This is a genomic window from Caballeronia zhejiangensis, from assembly GCF_000698575.1.
Taxonomy (GTDB): Bacteria; Pseudomonadota; Gammaproteobacteria; order Burkholderiales; family Burkholderiaceae; genus Caballeronia; species Caballeronia zhejiangensis.
The window spans coordinates 142,576-167,801 of the sequence record NZ_JFHD01000009.1 but is presented as its reverse complement, the minus strand read 5'-3'; the positions used below and the strand labels follow the sequence as shown (position 1 = coordinate 167,801).

Below are 25,226 nucleotides of genomic sequence, written 5' to 3'. Positions count from 1 at the left end.
TGAGCGCGCACCTCGATTCCGGGCCGGGGAACAACCCAAAGGTGACGTGAAAAATGATGGATCGATTTCGGGTGCGCCAAACGTTCGATAAGCAATCCGAAAGCTGCGCGATTGTAGCGTGACAATTCGTGCGATTTAAGCGGACAACTCCCAAATACAAGGCCGGCGGCGCCCGTATCGAAACCCCTATTTGGGCGGGACCGGAAGGTCGCCGTCGGATTGCTTCTGAAGCTCCTGCACGCGGGTCTGCAGCGCGCGAAGTTGCGCCTGCGCCGCTGCCTGCTCCGTGCGAAGTTCGCGGATCGCATTCTGCTGCTCCACTTGATAACTCGTCACCTGATTTTGCTGCGCGCGTGCAATATCGAGATCGGCTTGCAGCCGGTTCGCGCGCGCCTGCTGGGCGGCGATCTGCCGGTCCGCATATGCCTTCTCCGCTTCGAGCTTGATGCGCTTTATTTCCGCATCGGCGAGCGTGTTCGACGTCTTGGCGAAATCCGCATAGACCGTTTCGGCCCGCGCGTCATTTTGCGTTTTGAACACGCGCCAGATATTGCTTTGCTGAAACAGCGCGGCGTAATAAATCATCTCGTCGGGATAATACGAGAGACTCGCGCCATAACTGCCATTCAACGTCCTGCGTAACGCCGTGATTTTCCCGGCGGCAAGCAGATTCTCGAGTTCCGCGACATCGCCATTGCTCGCAATAGCCGCTTCGGGCCTCATCGGCGATGAATCAGCGGCCCGCGCCAACGGACCGGACAAACCGGCGGCAATCAGCACGATTTCCGCAATTACCCAGCGCTTCATTGCGATTTTCCGTAATGGCAACGCGCGTCGCCCGGAAAGAATTATGGCGCGGCAAGGCAATCGATTCCAGACGACTCAATACTTCATTCGAACGCCGTTAATCCGTGCGTCTTTAAATGGTCGATGTGCGCTTGAAACTTACTTGCGACAAACGCGGCTCGCTCAGGTTGCGGATCGTTTCGACCGGCATGAAGATGCGCGAATCGGACGGCTCCACGGACATGCGCGAAAAAATATGGCGGTCGCCGTGGAAAACGAAAGGCGCGGCCGAGAGAATGCGCGCGTCGGGCAGGCTTTCGGTGGCGTGCGGCGCGGCGGCCGAAGCTGTCGCGGCAAAAAGAACAAAAAAGCTGGCGGCGAGCGCAAGAGCGCCCGGAATCGAGTGCGAACGGTGCATGGCGAGATGAAGGCAATGAAGGCGCGCGAGCGCCGGAGTGAAGCGGCGGGAGAAAACACGGCGCCTCTGTAAGACGTTCGTCATTTCATCACCCGCTGCTCCGAGTGCCCATGAGACAGTTCTCAAAGAATTCCTGTTGGCGGGCAATCGCTCCCATCCGCAAAAACGCTCGGGCGCAGAAAATGCGTGCATGATGCATTCGCCCGCGCGCGGCCCCGGCGGGCTCGCTTCAAAAGGCCGCAGCGACGACGCAAAGGCGCGTGGCCGCCCAAAACCGCGCACGCAAAGGCGCGACGGCGGGCATGAGCGGTATGGCTTCCAGCACGGCTTGCCAATAGTCAGCCATAATTCGCCTTCTCAAAAAAGCCGGTACGCCGAGTAAAAAAGAAAATCCCATGAACCAAGACGACAAGCACTCCACCGCTCAACCCCGGCAACACGCTGCCAACGACGGCAACGTGACGACGGGCGTCGCGGGCCTGGATGACATCCTGGGCGGCGGGTTCGTCGAGGGCGGCCTGTATCTGATCGAAGGCATGGCGGGCGCGGGCAAGACGATTCTTTCATCGCAGATCGGCTTTCATCGCGTCGCGCAGGGCGACATGGTCCTGTACATCACGCTGATCGCCGAATCGCACACCAAGCTTTTGTCTCATCTTCGCGGACTGTCGTTCTACAACGCCGACGCCATCTCCGACCGGATGCTCTTCGTCTCCGGTTATCACGAACTGATGCGCGACGGCCTGTCCGGCTTTCTCGCGCTGATCGCGGCGACGATCAAGACGAGCCGGCCGCGCTTCATGGTCATCGACGGCTTTCGCAGCGCGCGCGAATTCAGCTCGACGGAACTCGAACTCTCGCAGTTCATCCACGAGCTTTCGGCGTTCGTGAGCGCCGCGCGCTGCACGACGCTGATCCTCGCGCCGCTTTCGGGCAACGAGCCGCATCCGGAGCACACGCTCGTCGACGGGCTCATCGAACTGAACCGCTACAACACCGGCATGCGGCGTGCCCGCGAAATCGAAGTCCACAAGCTGCGCGCCCGCGATCATCTGCTCGGCAAGCACTTCTTCAAGATCACGGAGAACGGTCTCGTGACCTTTCCGCGCATCGAGGCGTCGCCCGCGAACGATGACGGCGCGCCGGACTTCAAGAACAAGTTGAGCTTCGGCTTTCCCGATTTCGACCAGATGCTCGGCGGCGGCATCGTGCGCGGCTCGACGACGACGCTCGTCGGGCCATCGGGCATCGGCAAGACGCTGCTGTCGCTGAAGTTCCTGCAGGCGGGCGTCGAACGCGGCGAGCGCTGCGTCTACTTCGGCCTCTACGAATCGCCCGAGCGGCTTCTCGCCAAAGCGTTGTCGGTCGGCATCGATCTCGCGCCGGCCGTGCAGGACGGACGTCTCGCGATCCGCTGGCATCCGGCTGTCGAACTCGCAATCGACGAGCTCGCCGTCGAACTGATGACCGCGGTGCGGAACACGAATGCGTCGCGGCTCGTGGTCGACGGCATCGACGGCTTTTTTCAGTCCGCGAACCGCACGGAGCGTTTCGGCCTCTTCCTCAACGCGCTCACGCACCGTCTGCGCGACGCGGGCGTGACGACCCTGCTCACCGAGGAAATGCCGCTCTACGGTGATTCGGTGCAGCCCACGACGTTGCGCGCGTCCGCGATGACCGAGAACATCGTGCTCATGCGTTATGTCGAGGCGAATTCCTCGCTGTATCGCATGGTGTCGATCGTCAAGCAGCGCGAAGGCCCGCACGATTCGGCGATCCGCCGTCTCACGATCGACTCGCGCGGCCTGCATATCAGCGAAGGCTTCATTGGCTCGACGGGTATCTTGTCCGGACACCCGTCGATCGCCGCGCCCGCGCTGTCTGTGTCGGACCCCGGCGCGCGCGCATGAAGAAGATCCTCGTCGTCGACGATGAATTCGACATTCTGACCACCTGGCGCCTCGTGCTCGAAATGGAGGGCTACGAAGTTTCGACCGCGTCCAACGGACGGACCGCGCTCGACGCGGCGCGCTCGAATCCGCCCGCCCTCGTCATCACCGACTGGATGATGCCGCACATGGACGGCGTCGAACTGATCCGTCAACTGGCCGCGAGCGACGCCCTCGCACGCGTGCCGGTGATCCTCATGAGCGCGGCGGCGCATGCGCCGGCGCTCGAGCATCCGCATGCGCAGTTTCGCCGCAAGCCGCTTTCTATCGACGATTTGATCGACGCCGTGAAGGGACTGATCGGTTCGGCCTGAATTGGCCCGGGCACGCTGCGTGCTGCTGATGAGCGTTCCGGCGAATCCGGATTTACGAGAAACCGCTCAACCGAAGGGAGGCACCATGGTGCAGGATCAAGTGGAAGGCGCGGCACAGAAGGTCGTCGGCAAAGTGCAGGACGCAGTCGGCGCACTGACGGGCGATGAAGGCACGCAAGCCGAAGGCAAGGTGCGGCAGGCTTACGGCAACTTGCAGCAAAGTTATGGTCAGACCGTCGACAACGTGCGTCTCGCGGTCGCGAGCCAGCCGATTCAGGGCGTGCTGATCGCGGCGGCCGTCGGCTTCGTGCTCGGCGCGTTGTGGAATCGCGATCGCTGATGTGTCTCGGGCATCGCGATGCAAAGCCGGCGCGAAGGTTGCGCCGGCTTTGTCGTTTCATGGCGTCTCGCGCACGATGCCGACGAGCGTCGCCGACCGCGTGCAGCCGACGGCGATCGCGACTGCCGCCACGACGAGCGCGCCATGCGAACCGCCGATCGCTGCCGCGAGCGCAAGTCCGCCAGCCGCCGCCGCGCTCATCGCGTATGCGACCGGCGCGGCCGCGTTGCCGCCCATCGCGAGCGACAAGTGCGCGCCGATGAGCGCGAGCATCGCGATGACGGAAATCACGTCCGACTGAACGCCGAGCACATAGGCGAACGCCGCGCATGCGCCTGCGCAGGCGAGATGCATCGATTGAAGGTTCGCGCTTGCTCCGTTCGTGTGCCGGCGAACGACGACGCAAGCCAATGCCGCCAGCGCGCCGCCCGCCAGCACCGCATACGCGCTGTCCGGGCCCGGCAGCGCCCACGCGACGAACGCCATCGTCGCGAAGAGCGATTGCGCCGATACACCCGGCGTCGCACGCGCGGATCGATACCCGATGAATCCCGCGACCAGCGCGAGCACGAGCGCGGTTCCGCCCGATGCGCCGCTCGCGAAGCACGCGGCGGCAACGAGCGCGCCCGTTTCCCGCCTTCCGCGCGACGCACGCATCGACGAACCCGCCGACAGCGCCGCGAGCACGCAGAGCGCGCCCGCGAGTCCATCCGCGATCATGCTTCGAGCACGTTCGACAGCGTGCCGATTCCGGCGATCGACACATCCACGCGCGCGCCGTCCTTGATCGAGCCGACGCCGATAGAGGTGCCGCACGCGATCACGTCGCCGGGAACGAGCGTCATGTCTTGCGACAGCATGCTCACTTGCTCGGCGGGCGAGAAAATCATGTCGTCGAGCGGATAGTTCTGGCGCTCGACGCCTTCGAGTGTCGTGACGACGCTCGCCGTGCGCCAGTCGAAGCCGTTGCCCGTCGTGACGATCACCGGCCCGAGGCAGGTGAACGTGTCGAAGCCCTTCGAGCGGCACCATTGCGCGAAGTTGGGATCTTCCTGCAGCAGCTCGATCGCGGTGACGTCGTTCACGCACGTGTAGCCGAAGATCGCGCTTTCGGCTTCCTCCACGGACGCCCCGCTCACCGTCTTGCCGATCACGATGCCGAGTTCGCCCTCGTACGCGATCTTGCCGTGATAGCTCTTCGGCCGGCGGATCGACTCGCCCGGCCCGATCACCGACATCGGCGGCTTGATGAGAAAGAGCGGATGCTGCGGCGGCGCCTTGTCGAGCTTCTGCGACAGCGCGTAATAGTTGTTCCACAGCGCGATGACCTTGCTCGGCTGACAGGGCGCGAGCAGCGTCAGGTCGTCGACGGCGAACGACATGTCGGTCGGGCGCGGATTGTCGAACATCGCGCCGTCGTGCTGCACGACGCGGCCAGAATGCTGATCGAGCGTACCGAAACCGATGCTGCCGCCGGCATCGCGAAAACGAATCCAGTGTGTCAAGTGTGTCTCCCTTATAAAGGGCGCGGACATACGTGGTCCGCGCCCCTGTCCCCTCCTCCAAACCTCAGATCAAACCTGCGCCGCGCGCCCACTTGTACTTCGCGCCGAGCACGGCAACGGGCAGTTCCGTCGAATAAGCGTAGGCCGGCACGCCATGCTCGTACAGGTATTCCGCGGCTTCTTCCACTTGCACGTCGCCCGCGAGCGACGCCACGATCGGCTTCTCGATGCCGAGCGCCTTCATCTCCTCCTTCACTTCGATGACGAGTTTCGCGAAGACCATCGGCGGCGTGATGATCGTGTGCCAGTAGCCGAGGATGATCGAATGGATGCGATCGTCCTCGAGCCCGAGGCGGATCGTGTTCTTGTACGTCGACGGCGGCTCGCCCCCGGTGATGTCGACGGGATTTCCGGCCGCGCCGAACGGCGGGATGAACTTGCGGAACGCGGCATCGAGATCGTCGGGCATCGCCATCAGCGAGAGGCCGTTGTCGACGCATGCGTCCGACAAGAGCACGCCCGAGCCGCCCGCGCCCGTGATGATGACCGTGTTCTCGCCTTTGGGCGTCGGCAGCTTCGGAATGCCGCGCGCGAACTCGAGCAGATCGCGCAGCGACCGCGCGCGGATCACGCCGCATTGCTCGAAGACGTCTTCGTAGATCTTGTCGTTGCCCGCGAGCGCGCCCGTATGCGAGCTGGCCGCGCGCGCGCCGAGGCTCGTGCGCCCCGCTTTCAGCACGACGACCGGCTTCTTCTTCGACACGCGCTTTGCGGCTTCGGCGAACGCACGGCCGTCCTTCAGATCCTCGCAATGCTGCGCGATGATTTCGGTGTTGTCGTCCTGCTCGAAGAACGTGAGCAGATCGTCTTCGTCGATATCGCTCTTGTTGCCGAGACCGACGATCGCGGAAACGCCCATCTTCGCCGAACGCGAGAACCCGATGATGGCCATGCCGATGCCGCCCGACTGCGACGACAGCGCCGCCTTGCCTTTCACGTCGTACGGCGTGCAGAACGTCGCGCAAAGATTCTTCGGCGTGTAGTAAAAGCCGTAGATGTTCGGGCCCATCATGCGGATGTCGTATTGCCGCGCGATTTTGACGATCTCTTCCTGACCTTCGTGATTGCCCGTTTCCGCGAAGCCCGACGGAATCAGCACCGCGCCCGGAATCTTCTTCTCGCCGACTTCGACGAGCGCCTGAGCCACGAACTTCGCGGGAATCGCGAACACGGCGACATCGATCACGCCGGGCACGTCCTTCACGCTCTTGTACGCCTTGCGGCCCATGATCTCGTCGGCTTTCGGGTGAATCGGATAGATCGTGCCCTGATAGCCGCCGTTGATGAGGTTCTTCATCACCGAATTGCCGATCTTGCCGTCCTCGTTCGACGCGCCGATCACCGCGACCGCATCCGGCTTCATGATGCGGTTCATCTGCGCGACGATCTGCTCTTGCGTCGGCCGATAGCGCGGTTCGGCGGGCGCGAAATCCATCACGATGCGCACGTCCGCCGCGACCGCGCCGTTCGGGCTCGCGAACACCGGATTCAGGTCCATCTCGGCGATTTGCGGGAAATCGTCGACGAGACGCGACACGCGCTCGATCAGGGTAATCAGCGCCTCGCGATGTACCGGTTCGGTGCCGCGCACGCCGCGCAGCACTTCTGCGGCCTGAATGCCGTCGAGCATCGATGCGGCTTCTTCGCGCGTGACGGGCGCGAGCCGGAACGTCACGTCCTTCAGCACTTCGACGAGCACGCCGCCGAGACCGAACGCGATCAGCTTGCCGAACGACGGGTCCGTCACCGCGCCGATGATGACTTCCTGCCCCGCGCCGACCATCTGCTGAATCTGCACGCCGACAAGCGTCGCCTTCGGGTCGTACTTCTTCGCGTTCGAGATGATCGTGTCGAAACCGGCACGCACATCGGCTTCATTCTTCAGGTTGACGAGCACGCCGCCCGCTTCGGTCTTGTGCAGGATTTCCGGCGAAACGATCTTCAGCACCACCGGAAAGCCGATGAACGACGCGAGCTTCGCGGCATCGTCCGCCGATTTCGCGACGCCTTCCTGCGGCACCGCGATGCCGTATGCATCGCAGACGAGTTTGCCTTCCGGCGCGGTCAGCGACGTGCGGCCTTCCGCCTTCACTCGGGCGAACACTTCCGCGACGCGGCGTTTCGCGTCGGGCGCGTGGAGCGGAACGACCGCCGCCGCGTGCGTGGATGAATTGGCTGCTTCGCCGCGGTCCTGGGCAACCGTGCTGTTCATTTGGTGCGTCTCCGTTATAGGGGCGTGCAGGGGCCTGCGCCGCCCTCTTTCGAAGGCGGACGTCAGTGCAAGGCAATGTGCTCAGATCGCGCCGAGGCTCTTCAGCGTGGCGATCTGATCCGGCGTGTAGCCGAGTTCGGCCATGACTTCGTCGGTGTGTTCGCCGAGCAGCGGCGAGCGCACGACTTCGGTCGGACTGTCGGACAATTTGATCGGATTGCCGACCGTCAGATACTTCCCGCGCACCGGATGATCGACTTCGACGACCGTTCCCGTCTTGCGCAGCGACGGCTCTTCGGCGATTTCCTTCATCGACAGGATCGGGCCGCACGGAATGTCGTGCTTGTTGAGGATTTCCATCGCCTGGAACTTGGTCTTCGACATCGTCCAGCGCTCGATTTCCTCGAAAATCTGCTTCAGATGCGGCAGGCGCGCGTTCGGCGTCTTGTAATCCGGATGATCGATCCATTCCTCCTTGCCGATCACCTTGCAGATTTCGCCCCAGACCGGCGCCTGCGTGATGAAGTAGATGTACGCGTTCGGATCGGTCTCCCAGCCCTTGCACTTGAGAATCCAGCCCGGCTGGCCGCCGCCCGATGCGTTGCCCGCGCGCGGCACGGCTTCGCCGAACGTGCCGTTCGGATATTGCGGGTACTCCTTCATCACGCCAGTGCGTTCGAGGCGCTGCTGGTCGCGCAATTTCACGCGGCAGAGATTGAGCACGCCATCCTGCATCGCGGCGAGCACTTTCTGACCACGTCCGCTCGTGTTGCGCTGATACAGCGCCGTGACGATGCCGAGCGCCAGATGCAGGCCCGTGCCCGAATCGCCGATCTGCGCGCCGGTGACGGTCGGCGGACCGTCTTCGAAACCGGTCGTCGACGCCGCGCCGCCCGCGCACTGCGCGACGTTCTCATACACCTTGCAATCTTCGTACGGTCCCGGGCCGAAGCCCTTCACCGACGCGACGATCATCCGCGGATTCAGTTCCTGGATGCGCTCCCACGTAAAGCCCATGCGATCGAGCGCGCCCGGGGCGAAGTTCTCGACGAGCACGTCGCACTTCTTCACGAGCGTCTCGAGCACCTTCTTGCCTTCCGGATTCTTCGTGTCGATGGTGATCGAGCGCTTGTTGTGGTTGAGCATCGTGAAGTAGAGGCTGTCGGCGTCGGGGATATCGCGCAACTGCTCCCGCGTGATGTCGCCCGAACCCGCGCGCTCGACCTTGATGACGTCGGCGCCGAACCACGCGAGCAACTGCGTGCAGGTCGGTCCCGACTGAACGTGCGTGAAGTCCAGGATTCGCACGCCGTCCAGCGCCTTGCCAGATGTGTTCACCGTCATGGCTTTGTCTCCCACTCTCTTTCGACGTTTATAGATTCGCGATTATTTGTACATCGTCCCGCGCCGTCGTGCCCGGAGCGCGTAGACCGTCGGACCGCAAAGCGACCCGCCTCCTGTGATATACAATATTCCACACACAGTATTAGTCAACCGTCCGCCGGTCGATGAAAACCCTGTGATGCAGCGCACGATCCCTTGAACGCCGCTGTGAGCAACGCTCGACCGATTTTTAATTCTGCAGTGCATCAATCACCGTCGTCCGCCTCGGCCCGTTAAGCACTCATTTAACGCTGCAGAAGCCCGCAAACGAAAGTTTTGCGCGTGGTGAAATCTGATATACAGTATTTCAGCGCGCCGACGATGCTGTTGCTCGGCTCGCTCATTCCCATCAGAGGACATCAGGAGACGAGATGAACATCCACGAATATCAGGCGAAGGCGCTGCTGCGAAAGTACGGCGTCGCGGTTCCGGAGGGCCGCGTCGCCTTTTCCGCGACGGAGGCCGCCGATGCGGCGCGCGCGCTGCCCGGACCCGTCTGGGTCGTGAAGTCGCAGATTCACGCGGGCGGCCGCGGCGCCGGGCGCTTCGCCAACGATCCGGACGGAAAAGGCGGCGTGCGCGTGGTGAAGTCGGTCGACGAAGTGCGCGAGAACGCGCAGAAGATGCTCGCGTCCGTGCTCGTGACCAAGCAGACGGGGCCGGCGGGCAAGGAAGTGAAGCGGCTCTACGTCGAAGAAGGCTGCGATATCGCGCGCGAGCTGTATCTCGGCATGCTGGTCGATCGCGCCAACTCGCGCATCACGATCATGGCGTCGACGGAAGGCGGCATGGAGATCGAGGAAGTCGCGCATCGCACGCCGGAAAAAATTCTCAAGGTCGCGATCGATCCGGCGACCGGGCTTCAGCCCTTTCACACGCGCCAGATCGCGTTCGGACTCGGGCTCACCGGCAATCAGATCAAGGCTGCGTCGAAGTTCGTCACGGCGCTGTATCAGGCGTTCGTCGATCTGGATGCGTCGATCGTGGAAGTGAATCCGCTCGTCGTGACCGGCTCCGGCGACGTGATGGCGCTCGACGCGAAGCTCAATTTCGACGACAACGCGCTGTATCGCCATCCCGACATCGAGAAACTGCGCGACGAGGACGAGGAAGATCCCGCCGAAATCGAAGCGGCGAAGCACGGTCTGAACTACGTCAAGCTCGACGGCAATATCGGCTGCATGGTGAACGGCGCGGGCCTCGCGATGGCCACGATGGACATCATCAAGCTCTACGGCGGCGAGCCGGCGAACTTTCTCGACGTCGGCGGCGGCGCGACCCAGGAGCGCGTCGCGACCGCGTTCAAGCTGATCCTGCGCGACCCGAAGGTGCAGGGCATTCTCGTCAACATCTTCGGCGGCATCATGCGCTGCGACGTGATCGCGCAAGGCGTCGTCGCGGCCGCGCGCGAGATCGATCTGAGCGTGCCGCTCGTCGTGCGCCTCGCAGGCACGAATGTCGATGCGGGCCGAGAGATTCTGCGCACGTCCGGTCTCACCATCATCCCCGCCGAAAATCTCGCCGATGCCGCCGACAAGATCGTCAGCGCCGTCGCTCAAGGAGTGGCCCAATGAGCGTTCTCATCAATAAAGATACGAAGGTCATCTGCCAGGGCTTCACCGGCGCGCAAGGCACGTTTCATTCCGAACAGGCGATCGCGTACGGCACGCGCATGGTCGGCGGCGTGACGCCGGGCAAAGGCGGCACGACGCATCTGGACTTGCCCGTGTTCGACACCGTCGCCGATGCCGTCGCGAAAACGGGCGCCGACGCCTCCGTCATCTATGTGCCGCCGCCCTTCGCCGCCGATGCGATTCTCGAAGCCATCGACGCGCAGGTGCCGTTCATCGTCTGCATCACGGAAGGCATTCCGGTGCTCGACATGCTGCGCGTGAAGCGCGCGTTGAGCGGTTCGTCGAGCCGGCTCGTCGGGCCGAACTGTCCGGGCGTCATCACGCCGGGGCAGTGCAAGATCGGCATCATGCCGGGGCATATTCACCGGCCGGGGAAGATCGGCGTCGTATCGCGTTCGGGCACGCTGACCTATGAGGCCGTCGCGCAGACGACCGCGGCCGGCCTCGGGCAGACGACGTGCATCGGTATCGGCGGCGATCCGGTGAACGGGACGAACTTCATCGATTGCCTGTCGCTCTTTCTGGAGGACGATGCGACCGAGGGCATCATCATGATCGGCGAGATCGGCGGATCGGCGGAGGAAGAAGCCGCGCAGTTTCTCAAGGACGCGAAGACGACGAAGCCAGTGGTCGGTTTCATCGCCGGAACGACCGCGCCGCCGGGACGCCGCATGGGTCACGCGGGCGCGATCATCTCGGGCGGATCGGGCACGGCCAGCGCGAAGATCGACGCGATGAAATCGGCGGGCATTCACGTCGCCGATTCGCCGGCCGCGCTCGGCGAAACGATGCTGCACGCGATGCGTTAGTCACGCGGGCAACCGGCGCGGGCCGAGCAAGGGCGCGCGCTATTGCTGAGAAAGGGCAGCATCGATAGACTTGCGCCTTTTTTCCGCGCCATGTTCGTCTACCTCGACTCTGCGATGGCGGTGGCCTTGCGCATCGGCCAGGTCACTGCCCTGTCGTTCGCGACATCGCAAGCCGTCGCGCCGGCTCCGAGTCATGCGCCCGGCTTCGTGCCCGTCGAGACGCGCGGCGCGCTGCCGAGCGACGACTATCCGCTTCGCGCATCACCGTTTCGATCGACGACGAAATAAAAAAACCGCACGGCGAACGCCATGCGGTTTTTTGCTTTCCAACTCAATCCGTCATCAGTCCAGAAAGTCGCAATTCGCCTCGACGAACGCCGCCAGATCGAGCGAATGCTGCTTCACGAGCCGCTCGACCAGCTCCGTGTCGCGCTTCTCCAGCGCCTCGATGATCCGCATGTGATCGACGATCGAGCGCGACGCCCGGTCGCTCTGCGAGATCGTCATCTTACGGATCGCGCGGACGTGCACGAAGATGTTCTTGATCGTGTCGAAGATGATTTCCGACTTCGACAGCCGCACGATCGCCGAATGGAACGCGATATTCGCTTCCGAATACTCGTCGATATGCTCGGCGGGCGTCGAGTCGCGGAAATTGTCGAACATGTGGCGCAGATGGGCGATTTCCTCGTCCGTCGCGCGCTGCGTCGCGAGGCGCGCCGCCATGCTTTCCAGCGCCGCCCACATGTGAATCATCTCGACGATCTCGCGCTTGGTCTTGCGCAAGATATAGACGCCGCGGCGCGGCACCGTGCGCAGAAAACCTTCCTGCTCGAGCAGCGTCATGGCCTCGCGAATCGGCGTGCGGGACACGCCGAGCGCTTCGGTCAGTTCTTTCTCGTCGAGACGGATTTCTTCCCGCGAACGATAGATGTCCGCCTCGGCGATCGCCTGCCGCAGCTTCGCGTACGCCTGATCGCGCAGCGAAACCGTGGCATTGATCGGCTCCAGCGAAAGCGTCAGCCCGGGCGGACGTACATCGGGGCGAACTTCCGGACTATCTACGGATTGAGTATCAGATGGCATTGATGGCTTGATTTCCCAAGTGCGGACGGCGAGCGTCGACACGCTTGCCCGAACCGCCGTTCTGGTCATCCGCCGCGAGACCGGCGAAGCGACCGTGATCCTGTGCGCGCTGCAGCATGCTTTGCGGCACGGCCGACGCAATCATAAACGTAACACCTACACCAACGGCAACCAGCGCGAATCCGACAACAACCAGCAGGGCGATGCTCATTTCAGGCTCCAGTTGAATCACTCAAGAGCCCTCAGTATATGCTGCATCGCAACAGCACGCAAGTATTTTGCATCTTGTATATCAGAAACAACGCTGGTCCCTTCGTCTGCAGTTTAGGCGGCTTTTTGAGATTGCGGGAGCGGCAGCGGCTTCGCCGTGCCCTGATTCACGCCTTCGCGCAGCTTGATCAATGCGAGAACGGCATCGAGCATCGGAGTTTCGACGTGCACGAGGCGGCCGATTTCCTGCACGACCGTCATCAGCGGATCGATTTCCATCGGGCGTCCGGCCTCGCAGTCCATCAGCATCGACGTCTTGTGCGCGCCGACCGCGCCCGCGCCGTTGATGCGCCGCTCAACGTCGACGCGGAAATTCACGCCGATCCTGTCGCCGATCGCCTTCGCCTCCAGCATCATCGCCTTCGAGAGCGCGCGCGTGCCGGGATCGCTCGTGAGCACGTCGAGCGTCGCGCCGGTCAACGCGCTGATCGGGTTGAAGCACAGATTGCCCCAGAGCTTCAGCCAGATTTCATCGCGGATGTTGTCGCGCATCGGCGCTTCCATATCCGCCTTCGCCATCATGTCGTGCAGCGCCTGCAGACGCGGCGTGATTTCGCCGCTCGGCTCGCCGATGGGAAATTTCTTGCCGTAGTGATGTTCGATGACGCCCGGCTCCGCGATTTCCGCCGCCGGCAGCAGCACGCAGCCGATCGCGCGTTCCGGACCGAACACGTCCCACTGGCGGCCGCCAGGATCGACGCTCTGCAGTTTCGTGCCTTCGAGCTCGCCGCCGTGTTTGTAGAAATACCAGTAAGGCAGACCGTTGACGGCCGTGACGATCGCGGTTTCCGGGCCGAGCAGCGGCGGAATCAGATCGACGACGCCCGGAATCGAATGCGCCTTCAGCGCGACGATCACGTAATCCTGCGGGCCGAGTTCGGCGGCATTGTTCGTGCAGCGCACCTTGACGGTGTGCTCCTCGCCATCGATCCGGAGCTTGACGCCGTTCGCCTGCATCGCCGCGAGATGCGGCCCGCGCGCGACGAAACTGACGTCCGCACCCGCTCGCGCCAGTTGCGCGCCCATATAGCCGCCGATCGCTCCGGCGCCGTACACGCAGATCTTCATGGTTCGTCTCCTGAGGGTTGTAGCTTTATATCTCTCTGATATACAAGATACTACATTCCGAGTGCAGACAGGACAAGGCGAATCGTGCGCTCGCAGACGAGCGAAAACCCGCATGCGCGAGATGCGCCGCGGGCTTCCTTCAGCGGCAAGAAGTCGGTCAGACCTCGACGGCCTGACCCGAGATGAAAGTATGCGACGAGGATGCGACGATGTGTGACCAGACGTTCGCCGCGCTCGAGCGCAGCGCGCGGCTCTTGCGCCGTACGAGCATGATCGTGCGCGACGTGTCCGGCACGAGCGGGATGATGCGCGTCTGCGCGCAGTCAATGGCAGCGCGCGCGTGCATCGGCAGGATACCGACGCCGAGGCCGGCTTCCGCCATGCGCGCAACCGCGGCAGCTTGCGTGAATTTCTGGCGCACCGCGCCCGCGACGCCGTGCAGCGCGAGCGCAGCCTCGATGGCGCCCAGGCTGCCGGTGTCATCGTCGAGCAGGAGAAGCGGCGTGCCGCGCAACTGCTGCCAGTCGATGCCCGCCGCCGCGCTCAGTCGATGTGACGCGCTGACGACGGCAGCAAGTCCATCGGCGAAAAGAGGCTCGGCGGCGAGTTCGTCGAGATTGTCGGGCGCGATCGCGACGCCCAGTTCCGCCTCGCCCGAACGCACGAGTTGCAGCACGGCGTTTTGCGGCCGATCCATCACGATGATCGTGACTTCCGGCAGACGTTCGCGACACGATGCGAGCATCGCGGGCAAAACGCTCGCCGTGAGAGCGCAACTGCTCGCGAGATTGACGACGCCCGGCTCGCCGCCCTCTTGCGCGCGCGGCCGCAGAGTCGCTTCCAGTTCCTCGACGAGCGGCGCAATGCGGGCGAGCAGCTTGCGTCCGGTTTCGGTGAGCGCGACCTGACGCGTCGTGCGATCGAAGAGCCGCAGCGCGATTTCATCTTCGAGTTCGCGAATGCTGCGGCTCACCGCCGATTGGGTGATGCCGAGATCGTCGCCCGCGCGCGTGAAGCTGCGATGCCGCGCGAGGGTGACGAAAAGCCTCAGTTGATGCAGCGATACGCTCAACGTCGGCGTGCCCTGTTTCATTGAATCGAGCCGGTCCGTAACGACGCGTTGATCGACGATTCGGCCGACGACTCTTCCGTGAGCGTGTTTTCGATCCAGCGCTTTCGCATCGGCGCGAGAACGAATTTCGCGCACAGTCCCGCCGCGATCGACGTCACCGCCGCCGTGATGAACACCGCGTTCCACGACCCGATCGACGCGAGCACCGAAGCGAGCGGCACCAGCATCGACGCCGTGCCTTTCGCGGTGTAGAGCGTGCCCGCGTTGGCGGCGGCGTACTTGCTGCCGAAGGTGTCCGCGCAGGTCGCCGGGAAGATCGAGAAGATTTCGCCCCAGCAGAGGAACGTCATCGCCGCGAACAGCATGAAGAGATACGGATTGTGGCCGAACTCCATCAGCCCGAGCAGCGCGACGCCTTCACCGAGAAAGATGATGAACATCGTGTTTTCGCGGCCGATCTTGTCCGAGATGAAGCCGCACAGCGGACGCGTGAAGCCGTTGCACAGATTGTCGATGGACAGCGTCATCGCGAGCAGCGGCAGCGTTACGCCGAGCAGATTCACCGGCATCTTGGCGAAGCCGTATTCCTTCGCGATCGGCCCGAACTGCGCGGTCGCGATCACGCCGCCCGCCGCGACGAACACGAACATCAGATACAGCACCCAGAAGAGCGGCGAGCGCACCATCTGTCCTGTCGTGTAGTCGATCTTCGTCGACACGATGCGCTTGGCCGGCACGATGCCTTTCGGCGGATTCGGCCGCACGAGCATCAGCGCGAGCACGAAGATGCACGCGCCCTGCAGGATGCCGAAGAACATGAACGCGTGCTCGTAGCCTGAGCTCTGGATCATGTTCGAGATCGGAATCACCGTGACAGCCGCGCCCGCGCCGAAGCCAGCAGCGGTCAGGCCCGCCGCGAGACCGCGCTTGTCCGGGAACCACTTGAGCGCCGTGCCGACGCAGGTGCCATACACGCAACCGGCGCCGATACCTGCGACCACGGCGGCGATGTACAGATGCGTGAGCGTGGTGGCGTGGGCGTCGATCATCCAGCCGATGGCGGCGCAAAGTGCGCCGCCCATCACGACCGGGCGCGGTCCGAATTTATCGACGAGCCAGCCCTCGACGGGCACGAGCCACGTTTCAGTGACGATGAAGATGGTGAAGGCGGTTTGAATCGCCGCTTGACCCCAATGGTGCTTCGCATCCATCGGAACGACGAAAAGAGTCCATGCGTACTGGAGGTTGGCGACCAGCCCCATGCATACGATGCCGACTGCGAGCTGGATCCATCTGTTGTGGTGACGCCCGTGCGATTGCCCGGACACAACCGTGTCTGCGCTTGCCATGTCTGTCTCCGTTATCTGTCTTAGCGCTCGTACGGCGCTTGATGTGCTGCGAGAAGCCGGCGCGGTGCGTCGGCGGCGAGCGGTCGGTCAGGGGAAATGCTCGGTCCAGGCGGCATGGGCGTGAGGCCGCCGGTCACGGGTATTGCGCATGTCGCGCGTTTTGAGGTGGGCGATCGATTCGCACATCCGGCAAACATCCGCTTCAGGCGATCGAAGAATCATTTCAAAGCGATTCCCAATAAAGTCCGGATGGGTTGTGCAGCCTTTGCAGGCTTCCATGCTGCGAGTGTGCTCGTGTTGCTTTGCGGCAAACTGGCCGATGCCTGGGGTCTGGCGTGGCCGGTTCGCTCTTGGCGCAACCGTCCGCCTTACAACTTTCGCGGACGTGAAAGCATCGTGGGGGAGAAAAACGATTAAGGAAAGTTAGAAAAAATTATTGTATAAATTAGTGATCGTTAATGGATGAGGGATTGCTGTGCTGCGCAACGCCACCCTGCGTCAACTCAAGATCTTCGAGACCGTCGCCCGTCGACTGAGTTTCTCGCGCGCCGCTGAAGAGCTCTACCTTACGCAGCCGGCTGTTTCGACGCAGGTGAAGCAACTGGAGGAGCACGCCGGGCTGCCGCTGTTCGAGCAGCTCGGCAAGAAAATCTATCTGACGCCGGCCGGAAATGAAATGCTTCACTACAGCCGCGCGATTCTGGAGCAATTCCGCGAAGCCGACGATGCGATGGCCCGACTCAAAGGCATCGCGGGCGGCACGCTCAACGTCGCGGTGATCAGCGCGGGCGATTACTTTTTCCCCCGCTTGCTCGCCGCGTTCACGCAGCGCAATACCGATGTCCGGCTCAATCTCGCGGTACACAATCGCGAGGAACTGCTGCATCAGCTGTCCGACAATCTCACCGATCTCGCCGTGATGGTCCGCCCCCCGCGCGATATGGACACGGTGAACGTCTCATTCGCGCCCCATCCGTACGTGATCGTCGCGCCGCCGGATCATCCGCTCGTCGGACGGAGGAACTTGCCGCTCGAAGCGCTCGCCGACGAACCGTTCATCGTGCGCGAGCGTGGCTCCGACACCTGGAATTCGATGGAAGAAGGATTCGGCGGACGGCTGCCGAACCTTAACGTCGCGATGGAAATCACCAGCACGGAGACGATCAAGCAGGCGGTGATCGCCGGCATGGGCCTGAGCTTCTTGTCCGCGCACACGATCAGCATGGAATTGCAGGTCGGAAAGCTGGCGGTGCTCGATATCGAGGGCTTTCCCGTGATGCTCAACTGGTTCGTCGTGCATCGGAACAACAAGCGGCTACCGCCGGTGGCGCTTGCGTTCAAGCAGTTTCTGATCGAAGAAGGCGCAGCGCAGATCGAAGCGATCACGCAAATCGTCGCGAAGACGGGCAAACCGAACGCATAATTCTTTCTGAATAGATAAGCGAAAAAACTTTAACTATCGCATATGGATCGACTTTTCTATCCTGCATTCAAGCCCCACGGCCATACAGGAGACGATCATGATCCATGCAACGCACGACGATGACCGCGAACTTCAGGCGCAAGTCTGCGCGTTCAACACGGCTTTCGAAGAACTCGACCTGATGTTCCGCTGGGATGTGCAGACGTATCGCGCGCTGGCATCGGCGGATAGCGATTACGGGAAGATCGCACAGTACATCGCAACCCATTCCCCGCATTTGCTGACGGCCTACAGCGCCGAGTTTCTTTGCCAGGCGATCGTCGAGCGCAAGAATTCGACAATCGAAGCCTGCCGGCAAAACACGGTCCAATATGAAGACAGCACGCAGCGGGCGCGGCTCTGGCGGGCGCGCAACGAGGAAACGGCGCGCGTCTGACGGGTCTTTCCGATCCAAACGGGCGGTTCGATGAGTCGGACCGCCCGTTTCCCTTTCGCCGCGGTTGGCCGCGGCGTTCATTCCGTCAAGGCGTCAGCGCCACCCAGACCGCCTTCGGCTCGGTGAAATTCTCGATGGCGACGTCGCCATGTTCGCGGCCGAAGCCCGAGTCGCCGCCGCCGCCCCACGGCAGGCGCACGTCCGTGAAACCGTAGGTATTGACCCAGACCGTGCCCGCTTTCAATTCCGCGGCCATGCGATGCACGCGGCCGATATCCGCGCTCCAGACGCCCGCTGCGAGACTGTACGCGGTGCCGTTGGCGATGCGCAGCGCGTCGGCTTCGTCGTCGAAGGGAATCACGCTCGCGACCGGCCCGAAGATCTCTTCCTGCGAGATGCGCATCTCGTGCTCGACGTTGGCGAACACCGTCGGCTCCACGAAATAGCCGCGTTCGCCCGCGCGCTTGCCGCCTGTCACGAGCGAGGCGCCCTCGCCCGTGCCGATGTCCACGTAGTCGAGCACGCTCTTCATCTGCTTGGCGGAAATGAGCGGGCCCATGTTGGTTTCGCGTTTGGACGGATCGCCGAGCTTGATCGTCTGCGCGCGCTGGGCGAGGCGCTCGACGACTTCGTCGTATACGGCGCGCTGCGCGAGAATGCGCGAGCCCGCCGAGCAGACTTGCCCCGCGTTGAAGAAGATGCCCGATGCGGCCGCGCGCACGGCGCCGTCGATGTTCGCATCCGCGAAGATCACGTTGGCGGACTTGCCGCCTAGTTCGAGCGTGACGCGCTTGAAGTTGCCCGCCGCGCCCTGCAGAATGCCGCGCCCGACGGACGGCGAGCCGGTGAACGTCACCTTGTCGACGCCCGGATGCGCGACGAGGGAATCGCCGACGACCGAGCCCTTGCCGGTCACGATGTTGAGCACGCCCGGCGGCACGCCGGCTTCCAGCGCGAGCCGCCCGACCATCAGCGCCGAAAGCGGCGTGATTTCGGCCGGCTTGACGATCAGCGTGCAGCCGCACGCGAGCGCGGGCGCGATCTTCCACATGCCGATCATCAGCGGGAAATTCCACGGCACGATCGCCGCGACGACGCCGATCGGCTCGCGCACGGTGTAGGTCAGCGCGTCGGGGCGTGCGGGCACGACCTGGCCGTTGATCTTGTCGCACCAGCCGGCATAGTAGGCGAGCGTATCGATGGCGGCGGGCACGTCCTGGCGTTGTACGCCGGAGATCGGCTTGCCGGCATCGAGACTTTCGAGCGCCGCGAGTTCTTCCTGATTTTCGCGCAGGAGATCGGCAAGCTTCATCAGGATTCGGCCGCGTTCGGCGGCGCGGATCGCATTCCACGGCTTGAGCGCGGCGCGCGCCGCCTGCACCGCGCGGTCGACATCGGCGGACGTGCCTTGCGCGACGTGGGCGATCGGATTCTCGTTCGAAGGATCGAGGTTCGTCGAGTAGTCGCCTCCGCTCGGCGGGACGAACTCGCCATTGATCAGCAATTCATAGCGCTTCAAATCCGCGGTGCTTTCCATGTCTCGCTCCAGTTGCTTTTTCGGATCACTTCATGTTGAGGGAGAAGAACCATCTATGAAAGCAAAACATTTTTATTGTTTATATAGGGCGGAATGTATGAGCGGATATAGCGCAGGCCGCGGAATCGACTCTTGTCCCAAATTTCTCTGATTCGTCCGATAGGCCGAGATCCGGCGCGCTCCTACCATCTCAAAACTCGCACTGATTGCAGGGAGATAAGGGTGGTGTCAGTCATCTCGCGCTCGAAAAACGATCTTTACATCGTGATGCGGCGAGGCGCGCTGCGCGCCATCGTTGGTACTGCCTGCTCGGTGGCGGTGCTGGCGCTGGCAGGCGGTCTCGCGCTGGGCCAGTATGACGTTCAGATGCGGCGTGCGCAGGAGCCCGCCGCCGTCCGATACGCCCAAGCCCCTTACAACGCCGATGAGCTCGCGCGTCTGAAGGCGTCGAACGCCGCGCTCGATGCGCGCGTGGAGCGGCTCGCTGCGCAGTTGGACACGCTCAGTGGGTTCGATCAACGCTTGCGCGCAAAACCGCCGCGCGCCACGGCGACCAGCGCAGTGGCCTCGGTGCGCGCGGCCTCCAGCGACGCAGCGGGCGGCCCAGAGCTTCCGCCCCGCCCTTGCCAGGCCGCCGACGCGCGACCGGAGCCGCGAAACCGAAGCAACGAACTCGACTGCCTGGCGACGACGCTTGGCGCGCTCGAACAAGACGCGGCGCAGCACGAGGCGGCGTGGGAAGCCTTTCCGGGGCGTCGTCCGCTCGCGTTCGGACGAACGAGTTCATCGTTCGGGAACCGTCTGGATCCGTTCAATCGTCACCTGAGTTTCCACCCGGGCGTGGATCTGGTCGCCCCGACAGGTACGCCGATTCTCGCGGCCGCCGGCGGCCGCGTGATCCACGCCGGACCGATGCCGGGCTATGGCAATACGGTCGAGATCGATCACGGCAACGGCTTTATCACGCGATACGCTCACGCTTCGAAGATCGAAGTGCGCGTCGGACAGCAGGTCGAGCCGCGCGAGACTATCGCCGAGGTGGGCTCGACGGGTCGATCGACGGGACCGCATCTGCATTTCGAGGTGCGTGTGGGCGGGAAGCCGGTCGACCCGGAAGGATATCTCGCGCTGTTTGCGGGCGACTCGCATGCGTGAGACGAGGTAAGAATTGGTCTGCCGGGTGGACCATTCCGACACGTTCAATTTGAAAGCAACCCGCCGGCGCTCTTCGAGAGCGAACTTGCGCTCGCTTTGGCGCTTGTGAGCGCGTCGGTCGCCGTGTTGACGCTCTGCGCCGCCGCTTTGCTCGCGGCGGCGGCTCCCGAGACACTCGACGCCGCCGACGCGGCAGCCGCCCCGGCGTTCGATACGGACTGCTGCGGCGCATCGCGTTTCACGGCTTTCGGATCCGCACCTTCGAGCACGAGCAGATTGCTCTGCACACTGATTCTCACCGGATCGGTGTCCTTCCACTGCTTCTTCGGAATCAACAGCTTCCACACGCCGTTGCTGCTCGGCGAGCGGAAGAACGCCACTACGCCAACGTACTCGGCGTCCTTCTGCATCGGTTCGGCAACGCTCGCGCTCGCGCCCGGGCGCAGCACGACGTCCTTGGTGGCGACGAGATCCGTCTTGAGCAGTTCGAGATCGGCGTTCTGCAACTGGACGTATTCGAGTTGCGCGAAGGTCTTCGAATCCTTGAGCTGATAGAACCGCACCACCGTCGAAAGCGGCTGGCCGGTCGCGTTCTCGTTCAACGCGGCGCGACCGTTCAGTTCGACGTTCATCGACTTGACTTGCGTGGTGAAGAGCCACTCGGCTGCGCTTACCGTGCTGTCCTTGGTGGCCTGCCATGCGCCGCAGCCGGCGAGCGTAAGCGCGCCGATGAAAAAGAGCGCCGAGTTCACGCTTCGGGTCGCGCGGGCGACGAGGCCATCGCCGCGTAATTCGTTCAATCTGTTGTGCCGCATTGCTGGTTATTGTCGATTTCGATTCGGTTTGATGTTTGAAGCCATCGGTCTTTTGTCGCGACCGCCCTTTAGCTACGATGGCGACGACAGACGCTGCCGCGCGTCATTTCTTGCCCGCCTTCGCCTTGCTTTCCATATCGAGCTTGCTGTCCGCCAGCGTCAGCTTTACCGGCGCGTCGTCAGGGAGCTTCCTGGCCGCGATGACCTGCTTCCAGCCGCCCGCCTGATCGGCGTTCCGATAGAACGCGGCAATTGCGATGAACGCGGTCTCCTTTTGCATCGGCTGCGACACGCTCGCCGATGCGCCGGGATTGACCACGGCAGACACGCTCGCTTGCAGATCGCGCCCAAGCACGCTGCGGTCGTGGTGGAGAAGCTCGTTGAACGACGCGCTGTCGAAGCGCGCGCGATCCTTCAACTGATAGACGCGCACCGCCACCGGATGCGGATGGCCCGAAGCGTCCGGATTCAGGCCGGCACGGGCGCGCATGTCGACGTCGACCGCTTTCACGCGCCAGTCGGTCATCGCTTGATAAGCGCTCGTGGCTCCGTCGGAGGTCGCCTGCCAGAGGCCGCAGCCTGACAGCCCGAGAATGAGCAACACCGCGCAGGCCATTTGATTCGGTTTCGACATCATTCGGCCTCTCATGCGGCATGCGGTTCGAGGTATGGGTTCGGCTGCGGTGCCGGAAACGCTTCGCAGACGCCCAACTCGACCGTGATCTCGCGTTCCTGCCGAACGGGCAGCACCACCGTCCAGCCCAGGCGCGGCGATACGGGCGCACGCGCTTTGCCCACCATTGGCTCGGGCGTGAATCGCGAGGACATCTGCATGCGCAGATGCACGTCCGCCTTCGTGCCGATATAGAGCCGCGCCAGGGCCATCAAATCGCGATGGAGCCACGCACCAGGCAACAAGTCGTGCGCCTGTTGCGCGTTCGTCGGACGCAGCGTCACGCGCACCGCGCGACTGCGGTAATGCACGCGCTTGCCGAGCACGTAGCCGCCGCCCAACCCGCGTGGTTTGCCTTCCATCATCGCTTTCGCGCTTAGCGGCTGGCCTTGGCCCGCGCGCCTCGCCACGGGCCAGAATTCGTCGACGCGCACATCCACGCCCGGCGCACCCAAAGCGATCACGCCCGCCAGCCCTTCCGGCGTGCGCGTGCGCTGAATGAGCAGACCAAGAAGCGCGAGCATGCGGGAGTCGGGCAAGCCCGCACGCGCGGGTTTATTGCCCCAGCCGAAGCCGGCGAGACACAGCAGGTTCCTTGAGTACGGATCGGCGCCGCCGTGCCGGAAGGTCTCCGGGTAGCGGTACTTCTTCCACGCGCGATACAACAGCGTCACGAACCGGTGATTGAACTGGTCCAGAAACGCTTCGACGGCTTCGTGCCCTTCCTCGCGCATGGCGATGTCGTCGAGGTAGTGCGTCGGCATCACCGCGTCTACGCCGTACAGGCCCATGAAGGTCGTGCGGATCGTCGGCGGCAGCGGTTCGCCGTATCCGCCGTCATCGAGGTCATCGAACTCGACGGCAGCGATTTCGCCAGCGGGAAAACCCATGCGCGCGCGCGACCGGAAACGCACCGGCTCGTGCGCGGGCGTATCGCGTTCACCGAAACCGGGACGATCCGGCGCGCTCGCTTCGAACAGCCGGCACAACTGCATGAAGTTCATGCGCGGGGCGCGTGCGAGCAACGCCGCGACCAGCGGCTCGACATTCGGAAAATCGCGCGGCTTCATAGCGGCGCCCGATGCGTCTTGCTGCGCGGCCATTCGATGCGCGCCTTCGATGGCAGCGTCACCAGCGCGAGCTTCGTGAAGAGGTTCACCTCTGCATACAGCTCGAAGAAGCGATGCAGCAGCTCCCCGAACAACATCACATCGCCTTCGCCCGAGAACGCTTGCGAATCCAGCGTGACTTCGACCAGCACGCCGCGCTCGACCGCGCCGCCCGTGATCTCTTCGAGCAATTCCTCCGACACATGCAGGATGCCCGCCAGCCGCCTTCGGTTCAACTCGTCGTTGGTCCAGTCGTAGAGCGCGAGGGCGCCACGCAGCACTTCTGCGTTCATCATCGACAGGAAGTTCGGCGCGAGATGCGACAGCACGCGCCATTGAAAGCGGTCGCCCGTGGGCGGATAGAGCGGTAATGTGGGCGCCACGAGATTGCGCACGCCACCGACGTTCGGCGTACTCTCGGCGAGTTCGTCCAGACGTGCTTCGCGCAGGCCCTTGCGCGGCAGCAGCCCGTTGGTGCCGGTCACGCGCAGCGACAGGCTTTCCTCGGGCAGATCCGCCATCGACTCCCATGCGTTGCCGCCCAAGATCAGCCACGTTTCATGCAGACCATCCAGCCCCGCGCGCACCCGCGTATGGAAATACCGCTCGGGCGACTCGTGCCGCAGCATCCCGCCGCGATGCCGAAAGGTCGCGAACGGCACGTACTCGTAGCGCTCCGAGGTAAGGTGATCGAACGACTCTACTGCGTCGACGGAATACGTTTCGACGTGCCCGCCCTGATAGCCTGCCGGCACCACGCGATACTCGGTCTCGTGATGATCGATCGTGACGGTTTCCGCGTCGAGTTGAAACAGATTGATGACCGGCGAACAGAACAGGCGCACGTTGTCCTTCGTGAAACGCTGGTCTGCCGGATACGCCTTCTTGAGCACGAACTCCAGTTCGAATTGCGTCGATGCTTCGGGAAGCTGATTGAGATCGAATCCGCAGATATCGACGAAGAGGAACTTCTCGCGGAACGTGAAGTATTCGAGCAGCAGTTGATAGCCGGAAAACGCGGCGTCCGCCTTCGGCCACAGGCGTTCTTCCGGCGAGAAACCCGCTGCTTCGAGCGTGACGCCCGAGAGCGCGCGCGCCTCGCCATCGCGTATTTCCGGCACGCGCCATTCGATCGATTCGACATGGCGGGTAAGCGCCAGATGCATCGCGAAAGCCGTCGGAAGTTCCGCGCTCAAGTGAAGGCGGATGCGGGACAGATCCGTTTCCGCCCGACGCGTCGAACGATCCAGCTCGAACGCGATGCGAATGACCGATTTGCCGTCGTTCCGCACGGCGGGGCCGGCGCGCGCGATCTGGATCGGCTGAAGCGTCACGGCCTGCGTCGTGCGATAGAGGCACTGCACCGTCTCGGGCGTGATGCCTTCACCGCCGTCCTTCGGGACCGGAATCGGCGCGGACCGTACAGCCACGCCCGCGGGGACGAGAATCGTGCTCTGCATCTTCTCGCCGAGCGGAATCAGCTCCACGACCGACAACGACGGAATCATCCGCAGATAGTGCGGCCACAAGAGGCTGACGAGGCCTTCGGTCAACTCGGGCAGTTCGTCGTCGAGCTTCTGCTGCAGACGGCCGGTCAGGAACGCGAAGCCTTCGTAGAGCCGCTCGACATACGGATCGCGGTCGCCGACGCGGTCCAGATTGAGCATGCGCGCACGGTCCGGATGCGCGCGGGCGAATTCGCGCCCGGACTCGCGCAGATAGCGCATCTCGGCTTCGTAGTAGCCGAGCACCGGATCGTCGTAACGGCTGTCGACATCGGCGTTCAGATCGCCGTCGATTACGTAGGGGTTCTTCATTGCCTT

Annotated in this window: 26 protein-coding genes; 10 read left to right on the top strand and 16 right to left on the bottom strand. The window is 63.3% G+C overall.

All coding sequences use genetic code 11. The features are described 5' to 3' along the window. Window positions 1–186: 186 nt before the first annotated feature. Together BG60_RS14765 and BG60_RS38230 are read right to left on the bottom strand one after the other, a co-directional pair. Entirely contained in the window at window positions 187–807 is a 621-nt protein-coding gene (locus BG60_RS14765; RefSeq protein WP_008353885.1) for a DUF2968 domain-containing protein, read from the bottom strand. A 112-nt stretch (window positions 808–919) separates the two neighbouring features. After that, entirely contained in the window at window positions 920–1,396 is a 477-nt protein-coding gene (locus BG60_RS38230; RefSeq protein ID WP_144403652.1) for a hypothetical protein, read from the bottom strand. A 203-nt stretch (window positions 1,397–1,599) separates the two neighbouring features. Here BG60_RS38230 and BG60_RS14755 point away from each other — a divergent pair, with 203 nt between their 5' ends. The 3 genes from BG60_RS14755 (at window position 1,600) to BG60_RS14745 (ending at window position 3,807) form a co-directional block, all read left to right on the top strand. Continuing rightward, a complete protein-coding gene (locus tag BG60_RS14755) occupies window positions 1,600–3,114 on the top strand; it encodes an ATPase domain-containing protein (RefSeq protein WP_008353887.1) in 1,515 nt (504 codons plus the stop codon). Then, window positions 3,111–3,467, top strand: a complete 357-nt coding sequence (locus BG60_RS14750; protein WP_008353888.1) for a response regulator — start codon at window positions 3,111–3,113, stop codon at window positions 3,465–3,467. Before BG60_RS14755 ends, BG60_RS14750 begins: the two co-directional genes overlap by 4 nt. Window positions 3,468–3,552: 85 nt before the next feature. Next, window positions 3,553–3,807: a CsbD family protein gene (locus BG60_RS14745; protein WP_008353889.1), complete on the top strand. Its 255-nt coding sequence runs from the start codon at window positions 3,553–3,555 to the stop codon at window positions 3,805–3,807. A gap of 57 nt (window positions 3,808–3,864) precedes the next feature. On the opposite strand, the gene BG60_RS14740 is transcribed toward BG60_RS14745, so the two are convergent. The 4 genes from BG60_RS14740 to frc all read right to left on the bottom strand — a co-directional run bounded on the left by BG60_RS14740 (window position 3,865) and on the right by frc (window position 8,928). Further along, window positions 3,865–4,527, bottom strand: a complete 663-nt coding sequence (locus BG60_RS14740; protein ID WP_008353891.1) for a hypothetical protein — start codon at window positions 4,525–4,527, stop codon at window positions 3,865–3,867. After that, entirely contained in the window at window positions 4,524–5,312 is a 789-nt protein-coding gene (locus BG60_RS14735; RefSeq protein WP_008353893.1) for a fumarylacetoacetate hydrolase family protein, read from the bottom strand. Before BG60_RS14735 ends, BG60_RS14740 begins: the two co-directional genes overlap by 4 nt. Window positions 5,313–5,376: 64 nt before the next feature. Next, window positions 5,377–7,584: an acetate--CoA ligase family protein gene (locus BG60_RS14730; protein ID WP_008353894.1), complete on the bottom strand. Its 2,208-nt coding sequence runs from the start codon at window positions 7,582–7,584 to the stop codon at window positions 5,377–5,379. A gap of 81 nt (window positions 7,585–7,665) precedes the next feature. After that, window positions 7,666–8,928, bottom strand: coding sequence for a formyl-CoA transferase (gene frc, locus BG60_RS14725; protein WP_008353895.1), 1,263 nt, complete (start codon window positions 8,926–8,928; stop codon window positions 7,666–7,668). 410 nt (window positions 8,929–9,338) lie between these two features. On the opposite strand from frc, the gene sucC reads away from it, so the two are divergent. The 3 genes from sucC (at window position 9,339) to BG60_RS14710 (ending at window position 11,698) form a co-directional block, all read left to right on the top strand. Next, entirely contained in the window at window positions 9,339–10,541 is a 1,203-nt protein-coding gene (sucC, locus tag BG60_RS14720; RefSeq protein ID WP_008353896.1) for an ADP-forming succinate--CoA ligase subunit beta, read from the top strand. Next, window positions 10,538–11,410, top strand: a complete 873-nt coding sequence (gene sucD, locus BG60_RS14715) for a succinate--CoA ligase subunit alpha (protein WP_008353897.1) — start codon at window positions 10,538–10,540, stop codon at window positions 11,408–11,410. The genes sucC and sucD overlap by 4 nt, the downstream gene beginning before the upstream one ends. A gap of 90 nt (window positions 11,411–11,500) precedes the next feature. Next, entirely contained in the window at window positions 11,501–11,698 is a 198-nt protein-coding gene (locus BG60_RS14710; protein ID WP_033536086.1) for a hypothetical protein, read from the top strand. 54 nt (window positions 11,699–11,752) lie between these two features. Here BG60_RS14710 and BG60_RS14705 read toward each other — a convergent pair whose 3' ends face one another. The 5 genes from BG60_RS14705 to oxlT all read right to left on the bottom strand — a co-directional run bounded on the left by BG60_RS14705 (window position 11,753) and on the right by oxlT (window position 16,255). Continuing rightward, window positions 11,753–12,496 (bottom strand): GntR family transcriptional regulator, encoded by a 744-nt coding sequence (locus BG60_RS14705; protein ID WP_008353900.1) that lies wholly within the window; start codon window positions 12,494–12,496, stop codon window positions 11,753–11,755. Beyond that, entirely contained in the window at window positions 12,486–12,707 is a 222-nt protein-coding gene (locus BG60_RS14700) for a hypothetical protein (protein ID WP_051079075.1), read from the bottom strand. Before BG60_RS14700 ends, BG60_RS14705 begins: the two co-directional genes overlap by 11 nt. A gap of 113 nt (window positions 12,708–12,820) precedes the next feature. Beyond that, on the bottom strand, window positions 12,821–13,834 hold the full coding sequence (locus BG60_RS14695; protein WP_008353901.1) for a 2-dehydropantoate 2-reductase: 1,014 nt from the start codon (window positions 13,832–13,834) through the stop codon (window positions 12,821–12,823). A 157-nt stretch (window positions 13,835–13,991) separates the two neighbouring features. After that, window positions 13,992–14,927: a LysR family transcriptional regulator gene (locus BG60_RS14690; protein WP_008353902.1), complete on the bottom strand. Its 936-nt coding sequence runs from the start codon at window positions 14,925–14,927 to the stop codon at window positions 13,992–13,994. Next, window positions 14,924–16,255 (bottom strand): oxalate/formate MFS antiporter, encoded by a 1,332-nt coding sequence (gene oxlT / locus BG60_RS14685; RefSeq protein WP_008353903.1) that lies wholly within the window; start codon window positions 16,253–16,255, stop codon window positions 14,924–14,926. The genes BG60_RS14690 and oxlT overlap by 4 nt, the downstream gene beginning before the upstream one ends. A gap of 120 nt (window positions 16,256–16,375) precedes the next feature. On the opposite strand from oxlT, the gene BG60_RS38730 reads away from it, so the two are divergent. The 3 genes from BG60_RS38730 to BG60_RS14675 all read left to right on the top strand — a co-directional run bounded on the left by BG60_RS38730 (window position 16,376) and on the right by BG60_RS14675 (window position 18,114). Continuing rightward, window positions 16,376–16,672: a hypothetical protein gene (locus BG60_RS38730; protein WP_160172892.1), complete on the top strand. Its 297-nt coding sequence runs from the start codon at window positions 16,376–16,378 to the stop codon at window positions 16,670–16,672. A gap of 61 nt (window positions 16,673–16,733) precedes the next feature. After that, a complete protein-coding gene (locus BG60_RS14680) occupies window positions 16,734–17,678 on the top strand; it encodes a LysR family transcriptional regulator (protein ID WP_033536098.1) in 945 nt (314 codons plus the stop codon). Window positions 17,679–17,775: 97 nt separating this feature from the next. After that, complete coding sequence (locus BG60_RS14675) at window positions 17,776–18,114, top strand: hypothetical protein (protein WP_008353905.1); 339 nt, start codon at window positions 17,776–17,778, stop codon at window positions 18,112–18,114. 85 nt (window positions 18,115–18,199) lie between these two features. Here BG60_RS14675 and BG60_RS14670 read toward each other — a convergent pair whose 3' ends face one another. Further along, window positions 18,200–19,651, bottom strand: a complete 1,452-nt coding sequence (locus BG60_RS14670; protein WP_008353906.1) for an aldehyde dehydrogenase family protein — start codon at window positions 19,649–19,651, stop codon at window positions 18,200–18,202. Between the two features lie 222 nt (window positions 19,652–19,873). Between BG60_RS14670 and BG60_RS14665 the strand changes: the two genes are divergently transcribed. Further along, entirely contained in the window at window positions 19,874–20,806 is a 933-nt protein-coding gene (locus tag BG60_RS14665; protein WP_008353907.1) for a M23 family metallopeptidase, read from the top strand. A 44-nt stretch (window positions 20,807–20,850) separates the two neighbouring features. On the opposite strand, the gene tssJ (BG60_RS14660) is transcribed toward BG60_RS14665, so the two are convergent. The 4 genes from tssJ (BG60_RS14660) to tssF all read right to left on the bottom strand — a co-directional run bounded on the left by tssJ (BG60_RS14660) (window position 20,851) and on the right by tssF (window position 25,220). Continuing rightward, window positions 20,851–21,606, bottom strand: a complete 756-nt coding sequence (tssJ, locus tag BG60_RS14660) for a type VI secretion system lipoprotein TssJ (protein ID WP_284502726.1) — start codon at window positions 21,604–21,606, stop codon at window positions 20,851–20,853. A 118-nt stretch (window positions 21,607–21,724) separates the two neighbouring features. Then, window positions 21,725–22,258, bottom strand: coding sequence for a type VI secretion system lipoprotein TssJ (gene tssJ / locus BG60_RS14655; protein WP_008353910.1), 534 nt, complete (start codon window positions 22,256–22,258; stop codon window positions 21,725–21,727). A gap of 8 nt (window positions 22,259–22,266) precedes the next feature. After that, window positions 22,267–23,397 carry a type VI secretion system baseplate subunit TssG gene (gene tssG, locus BG60_RS14650; RefSeq protein WP_008353912.1) on the bottom strand — a complete coding sequence of 377 codons (1,131 nt, stop codon included), beginning with the start codon at window positions 23,395–23,397 and terminating at the stop codon, window positions 22,267–22,269. Then, window positions 23,361–25,220 (bottom strand): type VI secretion system baseplate subunit TssF, encoded by a 1,860-nt coding sequence (gene tssF, locus BG60_RS14645; RefSeq protein ID WP_008353914.1) that lies wholly within the window; start codon window positions 25,218–25,220, stop codon window positions 23,361–23,363. The genes tssG and tssF overlap by 37 nt, the downstream gene beginning before the upstream one ends. Window positions 25,221–25,226: the final 6 nt, after the last annotated feature.

What these genes read in the sequence shown, in the direction of transcription:
- BG60_RS14695 (WP_008353901.1), bottom strand. Translation starts at nt 13,834, where the DNA reads ATGAAGATCTGCGTGTACGGCGCCGGAGCGATCGGCGGCTATATGGGC.
- BG60_RS14750 (WP_008353888.1), top strand. Translation starts at nt 3,111, where the DNA reads ATGAAGAAGATCCTCGTCGTCGACGATGAATTCGACATTCTGACCACC.
- sucC (WP_008353896.1), top strand. Translation starts at nt 9,339, where the DNA reads ATGAACATCCACGAATATCAGGCGAAGGCGCTGCTGCGAAAGTACGGC.
- BG60_RS14675 (WP_008353905.1), top strand. Translation starts at nt 17,776, where the DNA reads ATGATCCATGCAACGCACGACGATGACCGCGAACTTCAGGCGCAAGTC.
- BG60_RS14730 (WP_008353894.1), bottom strand. Translation starts at nt 7,584, where the DNA reads ATGAACAGCACGGTTGCCCAGGACCGCGGCGAAGCAGCCAATTCATCC.
- BG60_RS38230 (WP_144403652.1), bottom strand. Translation starts at nt 1,396, where the DNA reads ATGCACGCATTTTCTGCGCCCGAGCGTTTTTGCGGATGGGAGCGATTG.
- BG60_RS14765 (WP_008353885.1), bottom strand. Translation starts at nt 807, where the DNA reads ATGAAGCGCTGGGTAATTGCGGAAATCGTGCTGATTGCCGCCGGTTTG.
- BG60_RS14690 (WP_008353902.1), bottom strand. Translation starts at nt 14,927, where the DNA reads ATGAAACAGGGCACGCCGACGTTGAGCGTATCGCTGCATCAACTGAGG.
- BG60_RS14740 (WP_008353891.1), bottom strand. Translation starts at nt 4,527, where the DNA reads ATGATCGCGGATGGACTCGCGGGCGCGCTCTGCGTGCTCGCGGCGCTG.
- tssJ (WP_008353910.1), bottom strand. Translation starts at nt 22,258, where the DNA reads ATGATGTCGAAACCGAATCAAATGGCCTGCGCGGTGTTGCTCATTCTC.
- BG60_RS14705 (WP_008353900.1), bottom strand. Translation starts at nt 12,496, where the DNA reads ATGCCATCTGATACTCAATCCGTAGATAGTCCGGAAGTTCGCCCCGAT.
- BG60_RS14710 (WP_033536086.1), top strand. Translation starts at nt 11,501, where the DNA reads ATGTTCGTCTACCTCGACTCTGCGATGGCGGTGGCCTTGCGCATCGGC.
- sucD (WP_008353897.1), top strand. Translation starts at nt 10,538, where the DNA reads ATGAGCGTTCTCATCAATAAAGATACGAAGGTCATCTGCCAGGGCTTC.
- oxlT (WP_008353903.1), bottom strand. Translation starts at nt 16,255, where the DNA reads ATGGCAAGCGCAGACACGGTTGTGTCCGGGCAATCGCACGGGCGTCAC.
- frc (WP_008353895.1), bottom strand. Translation starts at nt 8,928, where the DNA reads ATGACGGTGAACACATCTGGCAAGGCGCTGGACGGCGTGCGAATCCTG.
- tssF (WP_008353914.1), bottom strand. Translation starts at nt 25,220, where the DNA reads ATGAAGAACCCCTACGTAATCGACGGCGATCTGAACGCCGATGTCGAC.
- BG60_RS14670 (WP_008353906.1), bottom strand. Translation starts at nt 19,651, where the DNA reads ATGGAAAGCACCGCGGATTTGAAGCGCTATGAATTGCTGATCAATGGC.
- BG60_RS14745 (WP_008353889.1), top strand. Translation starts at nt 3,553, where the DNA reads ATGGTGCAGGATCAAGTGGAAGGCGCGGCACAGAAGGTCGTCGGCAAA.
- BG60_RS14755 (WP_008353887.1), top strand. Translation starts at nt 1,600, where the DNA reads ATGAACCAAGACGACAAGCACTCCACCGCTCAACCCCGGCAACACGCT.
- tssG (WP_008353912.1), bottom strand. Translation starts at nt 23,397, where the DNA reads ATGGCCGCGCAGCAAGACGCATCGGGCGCCGCTATGAAGCCGCGCGAT.
- BG60_RS14700 (WP_051079075.1), bottom strand. Translation starts at nt 12,707, where the DNA reads ATGAGCATCGCCCTGCTGGTTGTTGTCGGATTCGCGCTGGTTGCCGTT.